Annotated in this window: 21 protein-coding genes; all 21 read right to left on the bottom strand. The window is 39.6% G+C overall.

Annotated elements, in window-relative coordinates; all coding sequences use genetic code 11:
* Positions 1–82: 82 nt before the first annotated feature.
* Positions 83–280 (bottom strand): cold shock domain-containing protein, encoded by a 198-nt coding sequence (locus ACWXW9_RS15385; RefSeq protein WP_013373372.1) that lies wholly within the window; start codon positions 278–280, stop codon positions 83–85.
* A 429-nt stretch (positions 281–709) separates the two neighbouring features.
* Complete coding sequence (locus ACWXW9_RS15380; RefSeq protein WP_494930108.1) at positions 710–1,462, bottom strand: GNAT family N-acetyltransferase; 753 nt, start codon at positions 1,460–1,462, stop codon at positions 710–712.
* 1 nt (position 1,463) lies between these two features.
* Positions 1,464–2,621 (bottom strand): dTDP-4-amino-4,6-dideoxygalactose transaminase, encoded by a 1,158-nt coding sequence (rffA, locus tag ACWXW9_RS15375; protein ID WP_494930107.1) that lies wholly within the window; start codon positions 2,619–2,621, stop codon positions 1,464–1,466.
* 45 nt (positions 2,622–2,666) lie between these two features.
* Positions 2,667–4,217: a glycosyltransferase family protein gene (locus ACWXW9_RS15370; protein ID WP_494930106.1), complete on the bottom strand. Its 1,551-nt coding sequence runs from the start codon at positions 4,215–4,217 to the stop codon at positions 2,667–2,669.
* 160 nt (positions 4,218–4,377) lie between these two features.
* On the bottom strand, positions 4,378–5,277 hold the full coding sequence (locus tag ACWXW9_RS15365) for a polysaccharide deacetylase family protein (protein ID WP_494930105.1): 900 nt from the start codon (positions 5,275–5,277) through the stop codon (positions 4,378–4,380).
* A gap of 2 nt (positions 5,278–5,279) precedes the next feature.
* On the bottom strand, positions 5,280–6,422 hold the full coding sequence (locus ACWXW9_RS15360; protein WP_494930104.1) for a GNAT family N-acetyltransferase: 1,143 nt from the start codon (positions 6,420–6,422) through the stop codon (positions 5,280–5,282).
* 60 nt (positions 6,423–6,482) lie between these two features.
* Entirely contained in the window at positions 6,483–6,725 is a 243-nt protein-coding gene (locus tag ACWXW9_RS15355) for an acyl carrier protein (RefSeq protein ID WP_494930103.1), read from the bottom strand.
* Positions 6,713–8,380 carry an HAD-IIIC family phosphatase gene (locus tag ACWXW9_RS15350; RefSeq protein WP_494930102.1) on the bottom strand — a complete coding sequence of 556 codons (1,668 nt, stop codon included), beginning with the start codon at positions 8,378–8,380 and terminating at the stop codon, positions 6,713–6,715. The genes ACWXW9_RS15355 and ACWXW9_RS15350 overlap by 13 nt, the downstream gene beginning before the upstream one ends.
* A gap of 33 nt (positions 8,381–8,413) precedes the next feature.
* Positions 8,414–9,259: a TylF/MycF/NovP-related O-methyltransferase gene (locus ACWXW9_RS15345; protein ID WP_494930101.1), complete on the bottom strand. Its 846-nt coding sequence runs from the start codon at positions 9,257–9,259 to the stop codon at positions 8,414–8,416.
* A 100-nt stretch (positions 9,260–9,359) separates the two neighbouring features.
* Positions 9,360–10,505: a DegT/DnrJ/EryC1/StrS family aminotransferase gene (locus ACWXW9_RS15340; RefSeq protein WP_494930100.1), complete on the bottom strand. Its 1,146-nt coding sequence runs from the start codon at positions 10,503–10,505 to the stop codon at positions 9,360–9,362.
* A gap of 6 nt (positions 10,506–10,511) precedes the next feature.
* On the bottom strand, positions 10,512–11,150 hold the full coding sequence (locus ACWXW9_RS15335) for an acetyltransferase (RefSeq protein ID WP_494930099.1): 639 nt from the start codon (positions 11,148–11,150) through the stop codon (positions 10,512–10,514).
* A gap of 12 nt (positions 11,151–11,162) precedes the next feature.
* A complete protein-coding gene (neuC, locus tag ACWXW9_RS15330) occupies positions 11,163–12,302 on the bottom strand; it encodes a UDP-N-acetylglucosamine 2-epimerase (protein WP_494930098.1) in 1,140 nt (379 codons plus the stop codon).
* Positions 12,299–13,327, bottom strand: a complete 1,029-nt coding sequence (gene neuB / locus ACWXW9_RS15325) for an N-acetylneuraminate synthase (RefSeq protein ID WP_494930097.1) — start codon at positions 13,325–13,327, stop codon at positions 12,299–12,301. The genes neuC and neuB overlap by 4 nt, the downstream gene beginning before the upstream one ends.
* A gap of 16 nt (positions 13,328–13,343) precedes the next feature.
* Positions 13,344–14,063 carry an acylneuraminate cytidylyltransferase family protein gene (locus tag ACWXW9_RS15320; RefSeq protein ID WP_494930096.1) on the bottom strand — a complete coding sequence of 240 codons (720 nt, stop codon included), beginning with the start codon at positions 14,061–14,063 and terminating at the stop codon, positions 13,344–13,346.
* Positions 14,060–15,079, bottom strand: a complete 1,020-nt coding sequence (locus tag ACWXW9_RS15315; RefSeq protein WP_494930095.1) for a UDP-N-acetylglucosamine 4,6-dehydratase family protein — start codon at positions 15,077–15,079, stop codon at positions 14,060–14,062. Before ACWXW9_RS15315 ends, ACWXW9_RS15320 begins: the two co-directional genes overlap by 4 nt.
* 29 nt (positions 15,080–15,108) lie before the next feature.
* The gene (locus tag ACWXW9_RS15310; protein WP_494930094.1) at positions 15,109–16,917 is read right to left on the bottom strand and encodes a motility associated factor glycosyltransferase family protein; all 1,809 of its coding nucleotides are present in this window, start codon (positions 16,915–16,917) and stop codon (positions 15,109–15,111) included.
* A gap of 127 nt (positions 16,918–17,044) precedes the next feature.
* Complete coding sequence (locus ACWXW9_RS15305) at positions 17,045–17,317, bottom strand: hypothetical protein (protein ID WP_494930093.1); 273 nt, start codon at positions 17,315–17,317, stop codon at positions 17,045–17,047.
* A gap of 71 nt (positions 17,318–17,388) precedes the next feature.
* Complete coding sequence (fliS, locus tag ACWXW9_RS15300; RefSeq protein ID WP_494930092.1) at positions 17,389–17,772, bottom strand: flagellar export chaperone FliS; 384 nt, start codon at positions 17,770–17,772, stop codon at positions 17,389–17,391.
* A gap of 14 nt (positions 17,773–17,786) precedes the next feature.
* Entirely contained in the window at positions 17,787–19,265 is a 1,479-nt protein-coding gene (gene fliD / locus ACWXW9_RS15295; RefSeq protein ID WP_494930091.1) for a flagellar filament capping protein FliD, read from the bottom strand.
* A gap of 14 nt (positions 19,266–19,279) precedes the next feature.
* Complete coding sequence (locus ACWXW9_RS15290) at positions 19,280–19,663, bottom strand: flagellar protein FlaG (protein ID WP_494930090.1); 384 nt, start codon at positions 19,661–19,663, stop codon at positions 19,280–19,282.
* Positions 19,664–19,834: 171 nt separating this feature from the next.
* On the bottom strand, positions 19,835–20,605 hold the full coding sequence (locus tag ACWXW9_RS15285) for a flagellin N-terminal helical domain-containing protein (protein ID WP_494930089.1): 771 nt from the start codon (positions 20,603–20,605) through the stop codon (positions 19,835–19,837).
* Between the last annotated feature and the right edge of the window lie 35 nt (positions 20,606–20,640).

The following is a 20,640-nucleotide window of genomic DNA, read 5'->3' as shown; positions in this document are numbered from 1 at the left end:
AATATATTCCAGGGCAGTTGCTAGCGCGTTATCCATTACTAACCATCTTACCAATTATGTAGGTCGGCTATGCCGCGGATGATTATAATTTGGTTACGTTAGCGGCTTGTGGTCCACGTGCGCCTTCGACAATGTCGAACTCCACGTCTTGTCCTTCTTCAAGTGTTTTGAAGCCTTCTGTTTGAATTGCGGAAAAATGAACGAATACGTCGCCGCCATCAGCAGTTTCAATGAAACCATAACCTTTTTCTGCGTTAAACCATTTTACTTTACCTTGCATGCACTAACATTCCCTTCGTCATCAAATGAAGTGAAGCTCTCGCCCACATTTCCGACTATACCACCCAAAGTTATCCATTGTCAATTGGAATTGATAATGTTTTCATTCATAGTTATTCCAATTTTTATTTGAAAAGCACTCTATTCATATAGATTGTCATGGTATAATAGACAAAAGAGCCTACTATATTCATATAGTAAACTCTTTGTGAGCGTTCGAAACTCATAAAGTAAATTTAATTATTTTTTTGTTGCATCCCGTTTCACTTAATTATCGGGGATCTCCAGCCATATCAATAAAATTCAAACGTCTTGGAGTAGTTCTGCTGTTGGTTTCAACGAAAGAGGAACCTAATTTCGCCCTAAACGATCTGGCGTTGGATCTATGAACGAACCTTGATCAGCACCCTCATCACAGAAGAGAGCACTGTCATCCTCTGGGGAAGCAAGGAAAATTCGTCTGCACATCTTCTTTCGACCCTCTCGTCCAATAATACCAACTTTCCATTTTTTGAATTCTATAACCACACTTTATATATAAATTCATTGCATTATAATTTCTACCTTGTGTCGAAACCACTAGTTGATCAATTGGCCTGGATTCAAGAAACACTTTTAACTCTGTTAGTAACTTCGTGCCTATTCCATGGCTTTGATGCTTTAGATCGACTCCCAAAAGACCAATCCTTGCTTTTCTGTCGTTTAAATTTTCTTTAATTGTTACGAATCCAATAATCTCTCCATCCATCTTAAGAACAAGGCAATAATCATCAAATGAACCTAGAATAGACTTTTCCACCCACAACTTATATAATTTATCTACCTTTTCTACATCAAAAATATGCTGATAACAAGAATATCTACTATCTTTAAATAATCCTGTCAGCTTTTTTTGTAATAAAGGAAAGTCATGCTCCGTGGCAAATACAAGGGAACTTTCATTTTGTGCATTACTACCTATTCTAGTCTCAAATGTTACTTTAATATCAGTCATATGAAAATTTTCATTTTCCAGAAATTGAATAGTGGTTATATCATCAATTTTACAAAGCGCTTGTATAAAGTCCAATTGATTCTTTTCTATAAAATGTTGAAGATATGAGCTTGTAACTGGGGAAGTAGTTGATACTTCGGCCATATTCATAGCAAAAAAAATAGAATCCCAATGCAAAAGCCTCAGCATTCTAGACCCCTCCGACTAATGAAGAACTATTCTGTAGAAAGAAATTATAAATACAGTCTACAATCCGATTTATATCAGACTCATCAATATTAAAATAGAGAGGTAATCTAATTAAACGTTCGCTCTCTCTAGTTGTGTAAACATCCCTACCAGTAAATGAACTATGTTTTAACCCTGCCTCGGAGCTATGAAGCGGTACATAATGAAAAACAGCCATAATTTCATGTCTTCTCAAAAAATTTAATAGTTCAGTCCTTATTTCTAAATCTCTAACTTTAATATAAAATATATGAGCATTATGAGCATTGCCCAGAGGTATACAAGGTATGTCGATTAATTTTTCTTCACTCAGAGGTTTTAATCTATTAAAATATAAATTCCAGCTAGCCAATCTATTTTTTGTAATCATCTCCGCGGCTTCAAGTTGTGCCATTAAAAAGGCAGTATTCAGTTCACTAGGGAGGTAGGAAGAACCTATGTTAACCCAAGTATACTTATCTACCTGACCTCTAAAAAATTTGGATCTGTTTGTCCCTTTCTCACGTATTATTTCAGCCTTCTCCACAAATCGGTCATCATTGACTAACAAAGCACCACCTTCCCCACAATGTACATTTTTGGTTTCGTGAAAGCTGATACATCCTAAATGACCAATAGTCCCAAGTTTTCTCCCTTTATATTCACTAAGAATTCCTTGTGCTGCATCCTCTACAACTACCAAATTGTATCTATTCGCCAAATCTAATATTTTATCCATATCGCAAGCTACTCCAGCATAATGCACTGGGACAATTGCTTTTGTTTTATCTGTGATCGCATCTTCTATAAGATCTTCATCAATATTCATAGTATCTGGTCGGATATCCACGAACACAATCTTAGCTCCTCTTAAAACAAAGGCATTAGCAGTGGATACAAATGTATAAGATGGCATGATAATTTCATCACCCTGTTGGATATCCAAGAGAATAGCAGCCATCTCCAGAGCATGTGTGCAAGAAGTCGTTATTAGTGTTTTTTTCACATTAAAAGTTCTATCAAACCAATTTGCACATAACCACGTAAATTCTCCATCACCCGAAAGATGTCCACTAGAAAATGACTCTTTGATATACTCTCCTTCTTTACCTACGATTGCCGGTACATTGAAATTTATCATTATCATCTCTCATTTCAGCAAATTATGTGGTGAAGCCCATGCAGCTTAATAAAAGTGGGGTGACTTAGTCATAGTCTCTATAATTTCTCTCATAACCTTCTCACTGTCAAAGATTTCATTTGCCCTGTTTATTGCTACAGACCTTTCGCGTTCCCTGAATACAGGATTCCCCCAATTTTTTATAAATGTATTCACATCATCAAAACTGTTAATATGATAGTACTCTCCTGCCGTGTGAGCAACATCTCCAAAGGCATATGTAAAAACGGGTAGCCCTTGTCTTAAAGCAATGGCTGCAGAAGTACCACCTCCAGATCGAACTGTGTTTAAATACGCGTCACACACTTCATAAACTGCAGCTAAGTCCTTTTGAGTTCCGACATGAACAGATTGTTTATCAAGAGTAATGTATCGATTCAATATTTTTTTATAATTTTTAAGATCACCTATAAACATAATGCGGACATGATCATTACGTTTCAATAGATCGTCTAGTTCTGTTAAAAAGGAATCATCTAGCTCCGTATCAAGGCGATTACCTACTATGGCCAATACAAAATTATCCTCCCCTAACCCCCAATGCTCTCTATGCATTTTAGTCTGCGGAGGCGTATATTTATAAGTAAACACACTTTCGATAACGGATTCTCTAGACCTGTTCAATTCTTCTAGCGTGTTCAAATCTGCTGTGTTTATTTTTCTGGGCAAAATTGAAAATGTGCTTTCGGAGATGGGAAGATCATAAGCTAATGGCAGAGTGATAACAGGCACAAAATTAGAAAATAGGTCGGCGCTTACATTTGAGCCTGAGACAGATAAAACAAAGAGTGGCTTTAAATGCCGTATCGTTTTGATTAGCTTCGTTATTTGGCCACCTTCTGGCATTTCTTTTTCGCATTGGAAGAATGGAATCTTTGAATCTTCATACATTAACCCCTCAGTTTGATTGTACTCCTCAACATAGTTAGATTGGACAGCATTAAAATAAGGCGTAACTATAGAGCGTGGCATGTCAGCGGTATTGATGAGATAAATATTTTTTTTGAGATTAATTAAAGCTTTGCAATGATCTAGCGCTACTTGTGTTGGACTATGTGTTATAGAAAGTATCTGTCCAGCTACAACAACTACAACATCTTTGTTTCGTTCTTCATAAGGAATCCAATTCTCTTCGTTAGCGATTTGGTTATTAAAATACTCAAAATATTTCCGATATATCTTTCTCAGTCTGTTAGTGTTTTTCTCCGTTTTCAATTTAGGAGTAATAAAAAGACAACTTGTAATTTGCCAGTAAATAAAATGAAGCACATCTATCCTTTCTTCTTTTTCCATAGATTCAAAAATATCATTCAAAAAACTCTGATCCTTTGTGCAGCTAAGCAAAAATGACGTTAAATATAGTCCCCAATTCTTATAATCTGATATCATTTGTTCGATTTCAGTTACTATCACTTGACGACTATTTGAATTTATACTTTCAAAGTTTCCGTTTAATTTGGTTAGTTCATGATCCAGTAATTTGTATACTTCCACATTTGATAATTTATCGTTCGATAGTATTTTTTTTATTTCAAGCGTTACCTCGGAATAGCTCATCAGGAACCCCTTTTCTTTTTATAATTAGGAGTTACAGAGGAAACCGCATTTAGCCAGACAGTCCCCTTGCCTCTCCTTTCATGCCCAAAAAGCAACTCTTATTTGGATAAAAAACACAAGGAACAAACACAGTAGTTCGTTCCCATTCACATCCTACAGATTACAAATACGATGATGTCCCTAGAGGAGGTATACGTATACAGTCTATTCTGTCCATCCAAAACTCTCTGTTGTCAGAAATCGCCCCTTCTCTTGTACTAAAAGCACCAACAAATCCATTCTGTACTAGAACAGGAGTTAGTTGGTCCAACATTAACTTTTGGTTAACTCCACCGCCAAAAGCAGGCGTATACCAGATCGGGTTTATGCCTAAAACACTCTTCATCCAATCTTTACAAGGACCGATTTCAATATCATAAAATTCCTGTGGATCGCCATTGTACGGAATATGATTATGAGCATGCACACCTATAGTCATTCCTGCCTGGCTCATTTCGACTATTTCTTCTGTATTTATATAAAAATCATTTATAAATTTTTGCTTGTCGGGAAACAAGGACTGAAAAATAGAGTCGAGAAAGGCAGTTGCTTCCGTAACAGATAATTTAAAATTAAGCATAAATTTATTGTATCTGCGGAGTTTCTTCTGTTCATACTTATAGATTTGACTTTCTTCTTCCACACCGCTCGTATCATACGTCCCACTCAGTAATTCCCACAACTCTTCATCGGATTTGAAAGAGAGCACCGTGTGTACCAAATGAACTAATGGAACGTTACCTGTGATATGTGGACCAGACATGATCGTAAAATATGCAGGAATTCCTTTTCTTTTCAAGATGTCATAAGCAACCGTATATTGATCCTTGGTACCATCATCAAACGTTAATATACACCATGGTTGTGAATTATACTTATCAATTTCATCTAATGAGATAATCTTATGAGTCTTACTAATTAAATCAAGCTGCACTTCAAAATCATGGGGATGCATGGGAACAATCCCATCCCATCCCTTTTTCTCGCGTACATAGTGATACATCGCAGCAATATTACCCATTATCAATTCCATCCTTTAGGAAGTGGCCAGATGTTAGGACGATCCATATCTCCGTCAGTTTTAACAAGATATATATTATTCACTTCCATATTTTGAAAACCATCTTCATTACTTTTCATTTTCCATACAAAATTAATGGGATTAACACGATAACGAAAAGGCTGAAACAGACCTGCAAGTCCACATTCCTCTGGAGTGTAGTCTATATTTTGTTTTTTAAACCCAATATATTCTAGGACATGTTCTAAACGATTTGAACTTAACTGATAATCTGCAGCAACGCACCCTTGGCTTCGGGCCCATGATAAAACTCCGCATACCATCTCAATCAGGCCATGATCTAATGCCCCTTCCCAGACATCAGCATTAGCCGGAATGATTTCTATAATCCTTAACACTTTTGTACCGTGGACACTCTCTTCGGGAGCATATACTCGATCTAGACGTGCAACTACAATCCCTTCAACAGCAGGATCACCAAAAAACAAATACTTATAGCCCGCACTTTTTATATATCTCCATTCCCAAAAGGAGGCGCTACGATACTGCGAAAGTGAAAAACGGCGTTGTATACTTTTAATGTACAATTGCTCCAACTTTTCACCAGTGATATTGGGTACAGGACTGTATGAATGTATCAATCTTTCCTCAACATCCGATAACCATTGCTCAATACCTGCTTGATCAACCGGGTCCTTTAGTAAATTCACATAACCGTTCACGTCGAGCGGGATGACATAACGGTTCAAATGATCTGAATAGGAATACCCCATACGCTCATACATAGGTACCACTTGAAAATTACAACCTAAGGTCAAGCACACCGAATTGTACTTTTCAGCTTCTTTCATAAGCATAATACCCAAGCCACTGTTTCTATACTTCTCTGATACAATCCACATGGCGAAACTGATACCTTTATATTGTTCTCCGTTAGAACTATACTCACCAGGAATGACCCCAAGGAATCCCTCAATACAACCATTGTCGATCAGCAGTAAACTTTCCGATAAACCATTCTCGTCAATCCGATACTGCCAATCAAACAATTCTTTATTATAGATAGCATGCTCTGGGGACCAATTAATTCTCATAAACGCAAGCAGCGACTCATAATCAGAATCTTTATATTTTACAATTTCCAATAGCTTTTCTCCCTCCTTTTCATGCGTTATATTTTTCTACATAACATTTTGAAGAAATTATTAATTATGAATATTATTCAAAATATGCAAAATGCTTTGCACAGAATCTATATTAGCTATTTCATCAATGGGAATAGACACATTAAAATTAGCTTCAAGTTCCATCACTAAATTCAATTGATTGAGCGAATCCCAATTTTCAAAGTCACTTTTTACAGATTCCAACGTCACTTTTTCGACAGGCACATTCATAATTTTAGATATTATCGATTGAACCGACTCAAATTTATTCAAAAAGAGCACTCCTTAAGTAAGATATGATGAGGTAGAAATATCTCTCCTAGATTTAAATCATTGTTTTTAGATACATCCCTATACTTCTTTGAAATAAAGTCATAAAAAGGTTTATTCTTTTCTGTCTTTACATACGTAGCCTTAATATTATGAGCTAAAAAATGCTTGGCAACTAAATAAAGCATTGCTTCCTCAATCCCCTTGCCCATGACACGACAACTCATAATAAAATCATGGATCTCAGCCTGACCTCCATCATTACATGAAACCGAAATCAGTCCTGTATAACCTGCATTCCCAAATTTGTCTTCCACTTCAAATAAGATTGCATGATTATTCGGCAGCTCACTCCAGGACCAATACTCTTCAATCGTAAACCTGCGGGTTGCCATGTTAAACTGATTCGTTTTATTGATTAGTTGGACAGCCCTCGTTAACAATAATTTATCTAATTTATGTGGAGTCACCTTAATTTCAAGTGAATGAAGCCATTCTTCCAATGAGCCTACGTTTAACTTTATCGACTCCCGTTCTTGTTCCTGTTTGAACCAGTCTGTTCGTTTACGATCCTCCAACGTTATAGCAGGAGTCTCAAAACAATCCAATCGGCTAATAAAAACAGGATACTGGGTAAAATCAACCGGTAGGTCAGGTACATAAATCTCAGGAAGAGCCTGCTTTATACGATCCCTCTCAGATGGATTATCATCCAGAAACACAACAGATTGCAGACCCAGATTAAGTTCCTTTACAATTTCAACAACATTGGCAGCTTTGTCGTTCCAGTTGATTCTAATTGAAGAAAAATCCTTTCTTCTCAGTATCATATCCGGGTGCTGTTCTATCATTTCTAATGCTACCGATTCACTGTTTTTACTGCAAATAGCCAGAATAATACCTCGGCTACTTAATCTGTGCAATTCTTGCTGAAAAAGTTTGAAGCTCTCACCAACTGGATCTATCCCTCCCAGTTTGATGTTGTCAATGCCATCGTCACCAATCACGCCACCCCAGAGCGTATTATCCAGATCACAGATAATTAGCTTTTTACTTTGTCCGTATAGACCTCTAATGACTGATTTAAGCTCATTAGATACAAAGAGAAAAAAATCACGAGAGAACGGAATTTTTCCAAGTGCATACATTTTAGCATCGTAGCTTTTTTGCTGGATTGCTGCATACCAATAGGAAGAATCAAGAATAATAACATGATCATGTTTTTGTAGTCGCTCTGAAAGACGTAAATTCATTTGCATAAGCACATTACTTAATCCTACATTATGCTTTAATGTCATTGATTGTATCCAACGGTAATGGGGGGGAAGCGACCACGACACCACAAACATATGTTTGACTTTCTTCTCTGCCCCGATAATAAGCTCGCAAAATTGATCAACTTCGTTAAGGACATCACCGATATTAAATTCCTTATAATCCATCAGTTTATTAAACGAAGGAATTACTTTCTCAGGGCTTGTCCATAAAAGCAACATATCCTTTTTCTCCGACCATACAGAGTGTTCAGAATCCATAAGAACCTGATTTACTTGATTATAAGGGGCCTCAGTCACCTCTAACATGAAATCTGCAAAAGATCCCTCTAGAAAACGAACCATTGGATTTAGATTTGAATCAGAGAGGATTAATAGTTTGTTTTTTTTCATTTTATTGTCATCCCCCATAAATCAATGCTCAACTTACTTCATAATGGCGACACTACCACATAAGTCACTTATAGGCGTATACTTAACACCATGTTCTCTACAATACTCTCTAACTGCCTGTTTTACACCGTGGAATCGAGTACTATTATAGTCATGGATTATAATGTATCCTCCAGCTGACAACTTAGGATAGAAAAATTTCAATCCTTCAAGAATAGGTTGATATAAATCAACATCGAGACTAACAAATGCAAAAGTTTCATTCACATCACTTGCTGATTCTGGAAAATAACCTTTTTTTACAATACAATTTTCTTTATACATCATCTTATTCAGCACTAAGTCCACATCTGAATTGCAAAACTCCCCTGCAACCGAGTCTGAAAAATCCCCTTTATTTTCGTTATCAATATCCTTTTGGTCAAAACCGCTAAAGGTATCGAATAAATATAGGTGACGATCAGGAAATGCCTGGTTAATATATTTGGAGAACTCCCCCTTGAACACACCCAGCTCTGCTACACTTCCCTTTACCCCACACTCATTTATTTCATCAGCAATTTGCCGCAATAGAGCCAGCCTAGTATCAAATTTCAAACTCATATAATAGTCGATAATTTTTTCCTTTTCAATTGATAGCTCTTCAACGAGCTGCTTATACACTGATTCTCCATGGATATTTGCAATAATTACATAATCGAATTCAAGCTTACAGATTTCATTAGGAGCAACGACCGATTTGGACAAAAATTTCGCGCCTTGTTTAGATACATCGTTGTCTGCAAATGCGATAACCTCAAATTCATCACTTAATAGATAATGAACACGAAGTCCTCCGTCACCTGCACCAAAAATAACTACCTTTGCTTTATCAATCAAATTCTACACCTCTCCCGAATTAAGCATCATAAATATAAGGATTTAATAAATATTCCTTTTTATGCAAAACATGGTATGCTAATTGCGTTCAATGTTATATTCATCGAAAAAAAGCCTTCATTTGATTAATAACAAAACTCTGCTCATCAACCGACATATTTGTTCCAGAGGGTAAACAAACTCCTTTTTCAAATAGTATTTGGCTAATATCCACACCACTTTCATGAGTGAAATATACGGCGTCCTTAAAGAGTGGCTGTAGATGAAGCGGCTTCCAGACTGGACGGGATTCAATGTTATCTTTGCCTAGATATCCTATTAAATCACTAACACTACTGCCTAAGATTTCAGGATCTATTGTCATTGTTGTCAACCATCGAGTAGACTTGCCAAAGCTTTTTTCCGGCATAAATTGTATTCCATCAATTCCTGATAGCTCATATCTGTACTTTTCAAAGACTTCTCGTTTCTGTTGAATGCGCTCATCCAACACACTAAGCTGTCCTCTTCCTATGCCAGCCAAAACATTACTCAGACGATAATTAAAGCCAAGATCCTCATGCTGATAATGTATTGCCTTTTCCCTAGCCTGCGTTGCATAATGCCGTGCTCTGCTCAGAGCTTCTATATCATCTGAAACCAGCATGCCTCCGCCAGAAGTGGTAATAATCTTATTTCCATTAAATGAAAGAATACCGAATTTCCCAAGCGTTCCACTCATTTGCTTGCCGTAAGTTGCCCCGAGCGATTCTGCAGCATCTTCTACAATCGGCACCTCGTAATGATCACATATCGTTTTTAACCGATTGTAGTCTGCACTCTGTCCGTACAAATTGACTATAACTACAGCTTTAGGTTTCTTTCCCTTATCTGCATAAGTCTTCAATGCTCGCTCTAGTGCCTCAGGGGACATATTCCAACTGTCCGGTTCTGAATCGATAAAGACAGGAATCGCACCTTGATACAAGATCGGATTAGCACTAGCAACAAAGGTAAGAGAAGAACAAAAAACAACATCATCCTTTTCCACTCCAAGCAGTATCAAAGACAAGTGAATCGCCGCCGTTCCGGAGCTTAGGGCAACAGCACCCCCACATCCTAAGTAACTTGACACCTCTGCTTCAAAACCGTCTACATTTTTGCCCAGTGGAGCAATCCAATTGGTTTCAAAAGCCTCTGTGATATATTGTTGTTCAAGCCCGCCCATGTGCGGCGAAGATAAATAAATTCTGTCTCGGTTGGACATTTCGTTTCATCCCTTATCGTTATCGGTTTTGATTACTCTGGCTGGACAACCCACAGCTATGACATTCCCTGGTAAATCATGGATGACACACGAACCGGCACCGACGAGAGTATTACCCCCTACACGGATACCTGGTATGAGACTTGCACCTATTCCGATATGAGCACAGCGTCCGATCTGAACTCCGCCTGCCATATGTACGCCTGGGGAAATGTGTGCGAAGTCTTCTATTCGACAATCGTGATCTATAGTAGCTGCTGTATTAACAATGACGTGCTCGCCAACATACGCGTCGGCGTTAATCACTGAATTAGGCATAATAACTGAGCCCTCTCCAATGAATGCGCTCGGTGCGACTACAGCGCTCGGGTGAACAGCAGTTCCAAATTGGGCTGTTACTGCTTTTAATTGACTCACAATTTTTATTCTTATTGTATTGTCTCCGATTGCTACAATGAACAGCGCTCCGGGATACTGAGATAATAGTTTGTCAACCTGATTAATGTCCCCCAAGACCGGCAACCCGTTCCATTCTTCTTCTTTACAAAAGTCATCAAGAACTCCAATGATTTTTTCACCACAAGATCGTAAAATATCAACTATGACCTTGGCATGTCCTCCTGTTCCAAAAACGATATAGCTCAAGGCCGACCCTCCTTAATAGGTAATTGTCTTTTGAATAAGCTGCTCTGACTTGGATGTTCGTTTCAATATATCCACGATATGAGAGCTTGTGTTATCTCTACTGTATATATTGTCAGACGCTTCAACAATTTGCTGGAAAGGTTCAGACATTGCATACTCCAATGCAGACATCAGTTCGATCTCATCGGCTTTAATATCTATTGTGTTTGCAGAGCGCTCCCTACCTGTCTGACGGGTCCCAATGTTAATGACTGGAACATGAAAGGAAGCAGCCTCGATAATCCCCGAAGAGGAATTTCCAATGAATACTTTTGCATTTTTCAACATTGTCAGATAATCAAGTTGCTCAAAACTGGTTACAAGATGCATCTCACCTCTTGCAGCAAAACGATTATATACATCAACGATAGCATCAGCTCCAGCATCCGAATTAGGCATCACACAAATAACCTCATTCTCTCCAGTCAAAAGAACTTCTAGCATCTTGCCAAGCTTGCTCATATCCGCCTCTTCCGTGGTGACAGGATGGTAAGCAAATAACACATAATCGTTATCTATATCCAGATCGTATTTACGTTTTGTTTCCTCTAGATCAGGCAAGGATGTATTCATCATCGTTTCAATTCTCGGAGCACCGACTACATGGATTCTCCATGGTTCTTCCCCGAGCCGGATTAGACGCTCTCTGCTTCCATTTGTCGCCACGAAATGAATGTGAGCCAACTTACTGATCGCATGCCGAACAGACTCATCAATCGTGCCGGATACTTCGCCACCATGTAAATGAACCAGCGGAATGTTCATGTGAGAGGACACAATCGCGGCTGCAAGCATTTCTCCCCGATCTCCCAGAACAACGACGAAATCTGGCTCCAAAGCTTCTATGGATTGCGTCATGCCCATGATTGCTATTCCGATAGAGCGAGACATATTGGCATGAGTTGACCCTTGCAGCAGACAGTCTACCTTAGCAGATACACGAAATCCGTCCTTATGAATAGCGTCCAATGTATATCCGTACTGTGGGGATAAATGCATTCCTGTCACCAAAAGATGGAGCTCCAGAGCATGTTCATCCTCAATAGCCCGCAAAACCGGGTAATATATCCCATAATCAGCTCGTGTTCCGGTAATCACCAATACTTTTTTCATTGCACATCATCCCATGATAACAAACTATCTTCATGTACATCCTTTAAAAGCTGCTTACCAACCAAGTCATCAAAATATTTAGGCTCTATTCCACTGCCTGGGCGCTTGATGACCAGATCTTCTTGAGTTAATAACTGGCCCGCCTTTTTCGATGTCGCCATCACAATACTTTTTCTTGCAACGGCTCTGGTGCTTTTCTCGGAGGGCATACATCTTTTAATACCATCCCCTAGAGCCTGCTCCACATTTCGAATCGCAAGAACCATCTTTGAAAAGTCAGCTGGCTCCAGTGAAGCCTTATGGTCAGGACCCGGAAGGGTCCGATCCAATGTAAAATGCTTTTCAATAATTCTCGCTCCTAATGCTGAAGCTGCTATAGCGATCTCAATCCCAGCCGTATGATCTGAGTAACCTGTGACCTTATTAAAGGCTGTAGATATTGTCTTCATAGCTAGCAGATTCACATCTTCTAAAGGCGCCGGATAGTCAGAAGTGCAGTGTAGTAATAGTACTTCACTTTTTTTAAATGCTTGTAACGACTCTCCAATTTCATCTAAATTAGACATCCCGGTCGATAGGATAATCGGACGCCCATAACTATCAAGCTTCTGAAGAAAGGGGATATTGTTCATATCTCCTGATCCAACCTTGAATGCGTCAATATGAATTGAATTCAGAAACTCAGCACTTTCTTCGTCAAAGGGGGTGGAAAGGAAATCTATCCCTTTATCCTCACAGTACTTTTTCAAAAGAACAAAATCCTCAAAGCTTAATTCCAGCTGTTTTAACATGTCCAGTTGGCTCTCGGTGGAGTTGGTATTTTCTGTCTGGTAATCAGCCTTTTGGGCATACTTGGTTACCAGTTTTTCGCTTTTAAAGGTCTGGAATTTCACCGCATCGGCACCGCATAAGATCGCTTGGTCAATACATTCGAAAGCGAGATTCAATGATCCGTTATGGTTTACACCCACCTCCGCAATAATGTAGATGGAATGGCTCCCCTTATTGGATAAGAAATTCTGCATGTTATATACTCCCTCCTTACTGCGAGGATTCCTTGTGGTTGGATTCTCTCCAAAAAAACTCTGCCATTTTTAAATCAAACTCGTCATCTATGTCAACAGATCGCTCTCCGGGCATAATGTAGCCACAATTATTAGGTCCTACCAGAGTGCCACTGTTCATCAACAGATCTCTTTTTACGATATAGATGGCTCCATTTAGAACATACAATTCCTTTAGATCCTGCCTCCTCAAATGCTCCCTTTCATCTTTCAGGTAGGACGTAAGCTGTCCGTTATCTATTTCCCTTAGTAGATAGGGTTGTACCCCGGACAAGGTGACACTTTGAAGGGAATCAGCCTGATTACTCGAAAATATTGTATACGCCTCTTCAATATCCATAGCATTTCGCAATGGAGATGTGGGCTGCAGCAGCATAATAACATCAAAAAACTGATCCAGTGTCTGTTCATAAAATTCAACAGCATGCTTGAATACATCAATGCTTTTAGCCTCATCGGTAGCCAGCTCAGCAGGCCTTATAAATGGAACTGCTGCGCCAGCTTGACCTGACACACAAGCAATTTCTGCACTATCCGTTGTAACTACAACTTCGTCCACACAGCTACTGTTCAGCGCTGCCTCAATACTATATTGAATGAGCGGTTTATCATGTAACAATCTAATGTTCTTACCAGGTAAACCCTTTGATCCACCGCGCGCAGGAATAATCGCCAAACATTTATGATTGCTCATCATACAATACCTTTTGTAAAGCCCAATCCGTTCTGTTCAATCAGTTCCCGAATGGCTGTCTGGAAGATCTGCGGTGCAGTCTTCGAAGAATACTCTTGAGGAATCGCCTTTTGAAAACCTTCATATTCCTGCTCTGCTGTATGAAATGACGAAGGGATAATATACATTTGTCCATTCTCCAGTGCTCTTTCAGATTCCTCAAGTGACATTAGTTCTTCATACAGCTTTTCTCCCGGCCGTATTCCAGACTCGATGACTTCACCCGAATAGATATTGCCAGTTGCCTGTTCAAACGAATCAATCAAACATTGGGCCAAGTCTGTGATTTTAAGAATCGGCATTTTAAGTACAAATACTTCTCCGCCTTGTGAATGATGCGCTGCATCTATTACCAGTTGAGCTGCTTGAGGAATAGACATCATAAATCTAGTCATCTCTGCATGTGTGACAGTCACCGGAATTCCCTTAGCAATCTGATCCCGGAATAACGGAATAACAGACCCCCTTGAGCCCATAACATTCCCAAAGCGGACACATGAGAAGACGGTACGTTTGCTACCTTTATACAAGTTGGCCGCTGAAATCAAACGTTCTGATAGTAACTTTGTAGCACCCATTGTATTCGTTGGATTTACCACTTTATCTGTGCTGATGGCTACCACTTTTTCTACATCATGCTCAATAGCAGCCTCTATTAAATTTTGTACACCTATGACATTCGTTTTCACTGCCTCCATGGGGTTGTACTCGCATGCAGGCACATGTTTAAGAGCAGCGGCATGAAAAATGTAATCTACATCCTCCATGGCATAGCTGAGCCTCTGCTTGTCCCTGATATCGCCAATCAGATAACGGACATTCGTATATTCTTTTAATTCCTGCTGTAGATCAAACTGCTTGCTCTCATCTCTACTAAAAATCCGCAGAGCTTTTGGATTATAGGACAAAATATTACGTACAATTTCGCTTCCAATTGAGCCTGTGCCGCCCGTAACCAGTACAATCTTGTTGGTAAACATAATGACCTCCGGAGTGTAAAACGATTAATTTATATATCTTTATGGACCAATGGATCGCTATCTGTTTTTTTATCTAAACGGCGAATCGATTCTGAAAACATTTCTTCAAGTATTGGGATTTGTGCTGTGATATCCTCTAGCAGCTTACCCAGATGCTCATAGATTAGATCAGACTTACGAGTCAACTGATGTTCTGTCACAATCACTGGGAGCACCTGATCAAAACGCGCAATTTCGATAGGCATAATGGACTCAAATATAGGTGAGAACCAATCCCTGTTGGCAATCAACCCCCACATTTGCTCTATAGACTCCACCATACTTTGAGCCTTTGCTGGTTTAGTCCGGCTAAATTCGCGTATTTTTTTCATCAGCTTATGAATTGCTGCAATCTCAGAACGTACATTGGATAGATCTCCGAGTGTCGCTATCAGCTTATCTCTGACATCCAGCACCTTATTTATATCAGCAGCAATATTTATTTTATTTATCAAATCGGCAATTGCATCATGATCAACAGATTCTGATGCTAACAATTTATACATCTCTTCCATCGGTTCGTATGGGGCTCCCTCAATCACTGCACCATTGCGAGTTGAATTGATAAATTTAATCCTTGGAAGTGCCTTAATCAGATTTTCGAGTCCATTCTTCATCAGGGAGAAACTTTCGTCTGTAGTATTGTATGTCCCCTTTACATTTAGCACTTTTTTAGGTGCTCCCTGCACTATCTTATCTGTAGTTTCGGCTGCAAAATGTTCAATTCCATCTGCGTAGAATTTGTTATCAGGGAACGACAAATCCTGACCTGCAAGTATGATCCGTTTAGCCCCTAGATATGCCGCTGCTTGAATAGCCGTTCCTGCAACCGTTTCTGTAGGGGATATAAAGAGTTCCTCTTTACTGAGTCCAAAGAAATATTGTGATACAGCATCACTTTTCATAATACTATGGATTTTCCCTGCACAGTTCTGATCAGAGATTTCATAATAGGAGGAGGAAGTAAACAATAAAGGCTGCTCTCTCGTTTCAGAGGAAGCAAAGATTTTCTTATTGACTGAATGGCCATCCATTATTACAGCAAGGTGAGGCTGTATTCCATGCTTTATTAATGCCTGAATGCTAGAGCCTGCTGAAATAATCAGTGCGTGAGGTCGTAATTTTTTCAGCCATTCGATATCTTCCTGTAAAGATGGGCCTGATGATACAACAATCACCGTTGCACCCTCAAAAGCGTGAAAAAGCCGCTCAATGGAAGGAGTGTATAGTACATCAGATAGATGATATAGAAAATTTCGAGTCCATTCTTCTCGAAAACGATGCTCTGTATGTTTATCTATCATAAAGCTCTGACGGTACTCCTGAAATTTCCCCTTTACTTCACGTAGCATACTCATATCATCAGTTAGATACTTACGCAGCGCAATAAACACTAAATCTTCCATCATGTAACTACTCAGCATATGAAACATCATATCGAGCTGAGAATCACCAACGGCTAGCCAGTACAAATTGGGATGCCCCAGCAAAAGACTGAGGTCATACTCCGTCACAGCCTTCCGAAAAAGCCGCTCATCCGGCTCGTATACAAACAGCCAGTGATTCGGGTACAATTCGAGGAGATCAACAATGCTGAGTCCCCTTTGAAAACCATATACAAAAATAACTTTCCCGTTTCCAATAGCCCCTTCAACAGCATTAAGCCAAGCGATATCCCTTTCAAAGGGCTCAGTAAACAAAGGTATAGATAAGTCATCATTCGGCAAACTATTTATTTGGGTTGCAACATGAGGAAACCTCTGCTCTAGAATTGTATGGTTTATTTGTAGTTGAGACAAGGTAATACCACCGTTTCGCATTAATATTTGTTAATTAGTATATCGGATTTACTCTTAATGGAATGAAGCTTTTCACAAAAAATACCCCCATTCTTAAATCGAATGGGGTACGCTCCATAATGCATTTTTATTTGCGATGATCAATAAACAAACTGTCTACAGAATAAGCTTGCTGGTATGCATGCTGCTGCACACGAATGGCTCCACGTTTCTCCATCCAGTGACCTGCTTCATCCTTAAGTGCATGCATACGCTGTAAAATTACCGAATCGTGACTTAGTATATCACGAATTTTCTGCTTATTATTTTCCGTTATCCACGGCTGAAAGGACTGCATCTGTTCTACAATGCGCTGCCTTTGATCTGCAAACTGTTCAAACTCTTCCTCACTTAAATTCATAAGGTTAGATAACACTGCTTCTGTCCTATGTTGCAGTTCTTCAAGGAGTACTTGCATATTAGGATCCGCCATTACACACTACCAACTACACCAGGCATTTTCATGGCTTCCAACCAAGCTTCCCTTAGGTCAGTCAAATGTTCCAGCACCTCTTGTGCCGGAGCGGCTATTTTGTGAACATTCGCCTCGATCAGCTCATGCAGCATATATTCATACACTCGCAATAAGTCATGGGATATTGGATACTCAAAATTCAATGCAGATATCAACTCGTGTACAATAGCTTGCGCTTTACACAAATTATTATTTGCTTTCTCGTTATCCCTATTCTCTATCCCCTCAATCCCCGCACGAACGAAACGAATAGCCCCATCGTACAGCATAATCAGCAGTTTAGGCTTGGATGCAGTTTGCGCTTGAGTCTGCCGATATTTCTGATAGGGTGTATGGATCAATTGTAAAACCTCCTTTATGACAACATGCTTGTAAGACTCGAAGATGTATTATTATACTTGCTTATTGCCGTTTCCATCGCGGTGAATTTTTTGTAATAGTTAGTTTCTTTCATCGTTAGACGGCTGGTCATGTCACTAATTCGACGGTCCAGACTCGTTAATCGCTCTCCCATTGTGCTCGTAGAAAGAAATGAAGCAGTTAGATCCTTACTTACTATTGAAGTACCGGCTGTATCAGCCATACTTTTCAGTGAAGTATTCGAAATCTTTTTAAGCTTAGCAATAACACCATCTTGCTGTGTGTATTTATTAGTTAGTGCGGTACTCGGATCCTGTTTACCAAAAAAATTCGTGATAATATCTGGATCTTTTTCAACCGCCGCACGCAATTTGTCTGCATCCAAAATTAGCTTGCCCTTCGTATCATACGTCCCCGTAGTGATTCCAAGCTCAGACATCATTAAAGGCTTATTCTTACCATTTGCATCAACTCTGCCGATATCTACACCTTGAATCATGGCATTACGCATTTCAGATAATGTATCCTGCAGGATAGGATCGTTTCTAAGCATGCCACTCTTGGCCTTGGTTGTCCAGAGCTTGACTTCATCATCGCTCATACCGGCTTTTTGTTCCGTCGTAAGCGGAGCGTATTTTTTAAATCTCTCCTCACTAACCTTGCCATTGAGTGTAGCAAGAACATCATTATATGCATCGACAAAGCTTTGAATATTTTCCACAATCTTATCGGTATCTTTGGTTGCTTCGATCCTTGTCGCAGCACCACCGGCTGCCTTCAGCGTAATATCAATGCCATTAATGGTAAAATTATTGGATGACTTTTTGACTTCAAGTCCATTTACCTTTAGCACAGCATCGGTTCCGTTCGTTGAAGACAGTTTAAACTCACTATTAATTTGAGCATCGATATTGAATGCTTGGGAACCGGTGGTTTTACTTGTTAATGACAAACCAGATTTGGCATCATACAGAGCAGTTACTCCAGCCTTACTGTTATCATTAATTTTTTTGACAAACGATTCAATGGTTTCGTTTGCATCCACATCAATGGTGGCCCCACCAACCTGAACCGTACGAGCTGCCCCGTCGGCAAATGCAAGCTCAGTGCTTGCCTTTACCGACCATGAGCTGTCTGAGACAGATCTTGCGGCAGTAGCGAGATTTGTTACCGAGATATCCAATACTCCACTGGCAGACGATGAAGCCGATGCAGTCAACGCATCGCTATTTCCCGTTACTGTTACTTTCTGCGGATTCATTGAAGCAGTGCGGCTTAATGTCGTCAGTTTATCTTGTAGAAATGAAACAATTTTAGTGCTGGACTCACGATAGTTTTCTCGTTTCCATTCCATTAGCTGCTTTTGTTGATTCAGCTTATCGAGCGGTACACGCTCAGCAGTCATCAGCTTTTTGACCACTGCATCAATATCCAGGCCTGAGCCGCCTGAGAGACCACTTATTCTAGTTACCATAATTGTATATCCCCCTATACTTTTTTATCGATAATGATCCCTGCAATTTCCATCATTCTAGCGGCTATGTCCAAAATTTTCTCAGGAGGCACCTCACGAATCAGATCGCCAGTTTCCTTGTTCATCACTTTTATCATGATTGCATGTGTCTTTTCATGCACAGAGATCTCAAATGTCTTCTGTGGGCCTTGAATAGCATCAATTGCTTTCTGTAGTTCCAAAACTGCTTCCTCATGTGTCGGCTGTTTCTGCGCTGTACCACCTATATTGGTTGTTTGGACAGCATCTTGTATGGCAGAATAATTTGTTTCGGCATCTGAAGGGGCTCCACGTTGTATTCCTGCTGATGGCTGAATCGGCAACAGATTTCCAGTGCTAGAGGGGATCATCGAGTCCATAGAATAACCTCCATTCATAGTTTTAGACACAATAAAACCGTTCTGTATTTGAAATGCCAATACATTATATATCGGTAAATGAGTGCAATTATTTACGAAAAAACTAAAATAAAAGCAAAAAAAGATCCTGCGAAAGGCAGGATCTTTTTTTGTAATTGCTGTCGTTTAAAATTAACGCAACAACGACAGTACGCCTTGTGGCGCGGAGTTCGCTTGTGACAGCATGGATTGGGAAGCTTGCAGCAAGATGTTGTTTTTGGACAGAGTAACCATTTCTTTTGCCATGTCAGTATCACGAATACGGGATTCGGAAGCTGTCAGGTTTTCTACAGTTGTGCCCAAGTTGTTGGAAGTGTATTCCATACGGTTTTGCATAGCACCCAAGTTCGCACGTTGCTTAGCAACCGCTTCAATTGCAGCTGTTGTAGCAGACAATTTAACTCCAGAAGTAAGGCCACGGAAACCAGCGGAGCTGATACCTTTAACAGTGAGAACGAACACGTTATCATCAGCTTGGATTTTAACGCTTCCACCGGAAATTGCAATACCGTTGAATTTAGTGTTGGACAGGATTGCATCAATTTGACCGCCCAATTGACCAAGCTCAGCTTTGATGTTGGACTTATCGCCAGCGCTGTAAGTATCATTGAGTTGTTGAACGCCCAGTTCTTTCATACGAGTCAGCATGGAGGATACTTCGTTCATTGCACCCTCAGCTGTTTGTGCGAAAGAGATACCATCTTGAACGTTACGTTGAGCTTGTTCCAAACCACGGATTTGACCGCGCATTTTTTCGGAAATGGAGAGACCAGCAGCATCGTCAGCTGCACGGTTGATGCGCAGACCTGAAGACAATTTTTCCATGTTTTTGCTTGCTGCCGTGTTGTTCAATTGCATGTTACGGTGTGTATTTAATGCAGGTAAGTTGTGATTGATAATCATTTTAAATTTCCTCCCTGAAATGGTTTGATTCCCAC

Source organism: Paenibacillus sp. LT-B23, assembly GCF_059417685.1.
This window is presented reverse-complemented; position numbering and strand designations above follow the sequence as displayed.

Coding starts and splice junctions, on each gene's coding strand:
- ACWXW9_RS15385 (WP_013373372.1), bottom strand. CDS start 280: ATGCAAGGTAAAGTAAAATGGTTTAACGCAGAAAAAGGTTATGGTTTC.
- ACWXW9_RS15380 (WP_494930108.1), bottom strand. CDS start 1,462: ATGCTGAGGCTTTTGCATTGGGATTCTATTTTTTTTGCTATGAATATG.
- rffA (WP_494930107.1), bottom strand. CDS start 2,621: ATGATAAATTTCAATGTACCGGCAATCGTAGGTAAAGAAGGAGAGTAT.
- ACWXW9_RS15370 (WP_494930106.1), bottom strand. CDS start 4,217: ATGAGCTATTCCGAGGTAACGCTTGAAATAAAAAAAATACTATCGAAC.
- ACWXW9_RS15365 (WP_494930105.1), bottom strand. CDS start 5,277: ATGGGTAATATTGCTGCGATGTATCACTATGTACGCGAGAAAAAGGGA.
- ACWXW9_RS15350 (WP_494930102.1), bottom strand. CDS start 8,380: ATGAAAAAAAACAAACTATTAATCCTCTCTGATTCAAATCTAAATCCA.
- ACWXW9_RS15340 (WP_494930100.1), bottom strand. CDS start 10,505: ATGTCCAACCGAGACAGAATTTATTTATCTTCGCCGCACATGGGCGGG.
- neuC (WP_494930098.1), bottom strand. CDS start 12,302: ATGAAAAAAGTATTGGTGATTACCGGAACACGAGCTGATTATGGGATA.
- neuB (WP_494930097.1), bottom strand. CDS start 13,327: ATGCAGAATTTCTTATCCAATAAGGGGAGCCATTCCATCTACATTATT.
- ACWXW9_RS15320 (WP_494930096.1), bottom strand. CDS start 14,063: ATGATGAGCAATCATAAATGTTTGGCGATTATTCCTGCGCGCGGTGGA.
- ACWXW9_RS15315 (WP_494930095.1), bottom strand. CDS start 15,079: ATGTTTACCAACAAGATTGTACTGGTTACGGGCGGCACAGGCTCAATT.
- ACWXW9_RS15305 (WP_494930093.1), bottom strand. CDS start 17,317: ATGAATTTAAGTGAGGAAGAGTTTGAACAGTTTGCAGATCAAAGGCAG.
- fliD (WP_494930091.1), bottom strand. CDS start 19,265: ATGGTAACTAGAATAAGTGGTCTCTCAGGCGGCTCAGGCCTGGATATT.
- ACWXW9_RS15290 (WP_494930090.1), bottom strand. CDS start 19,663: ATGGACTCGATGATCCCCTCTAGCACTGGAAATCTGTTGCCGATTCAG.
- ACWXW9_RS15285 (WP_494930089.1), bottom strand. CDS start 20,605: ATGATTATCAATCACAACTTACCTGCATTAAATACACACCGTAACATG.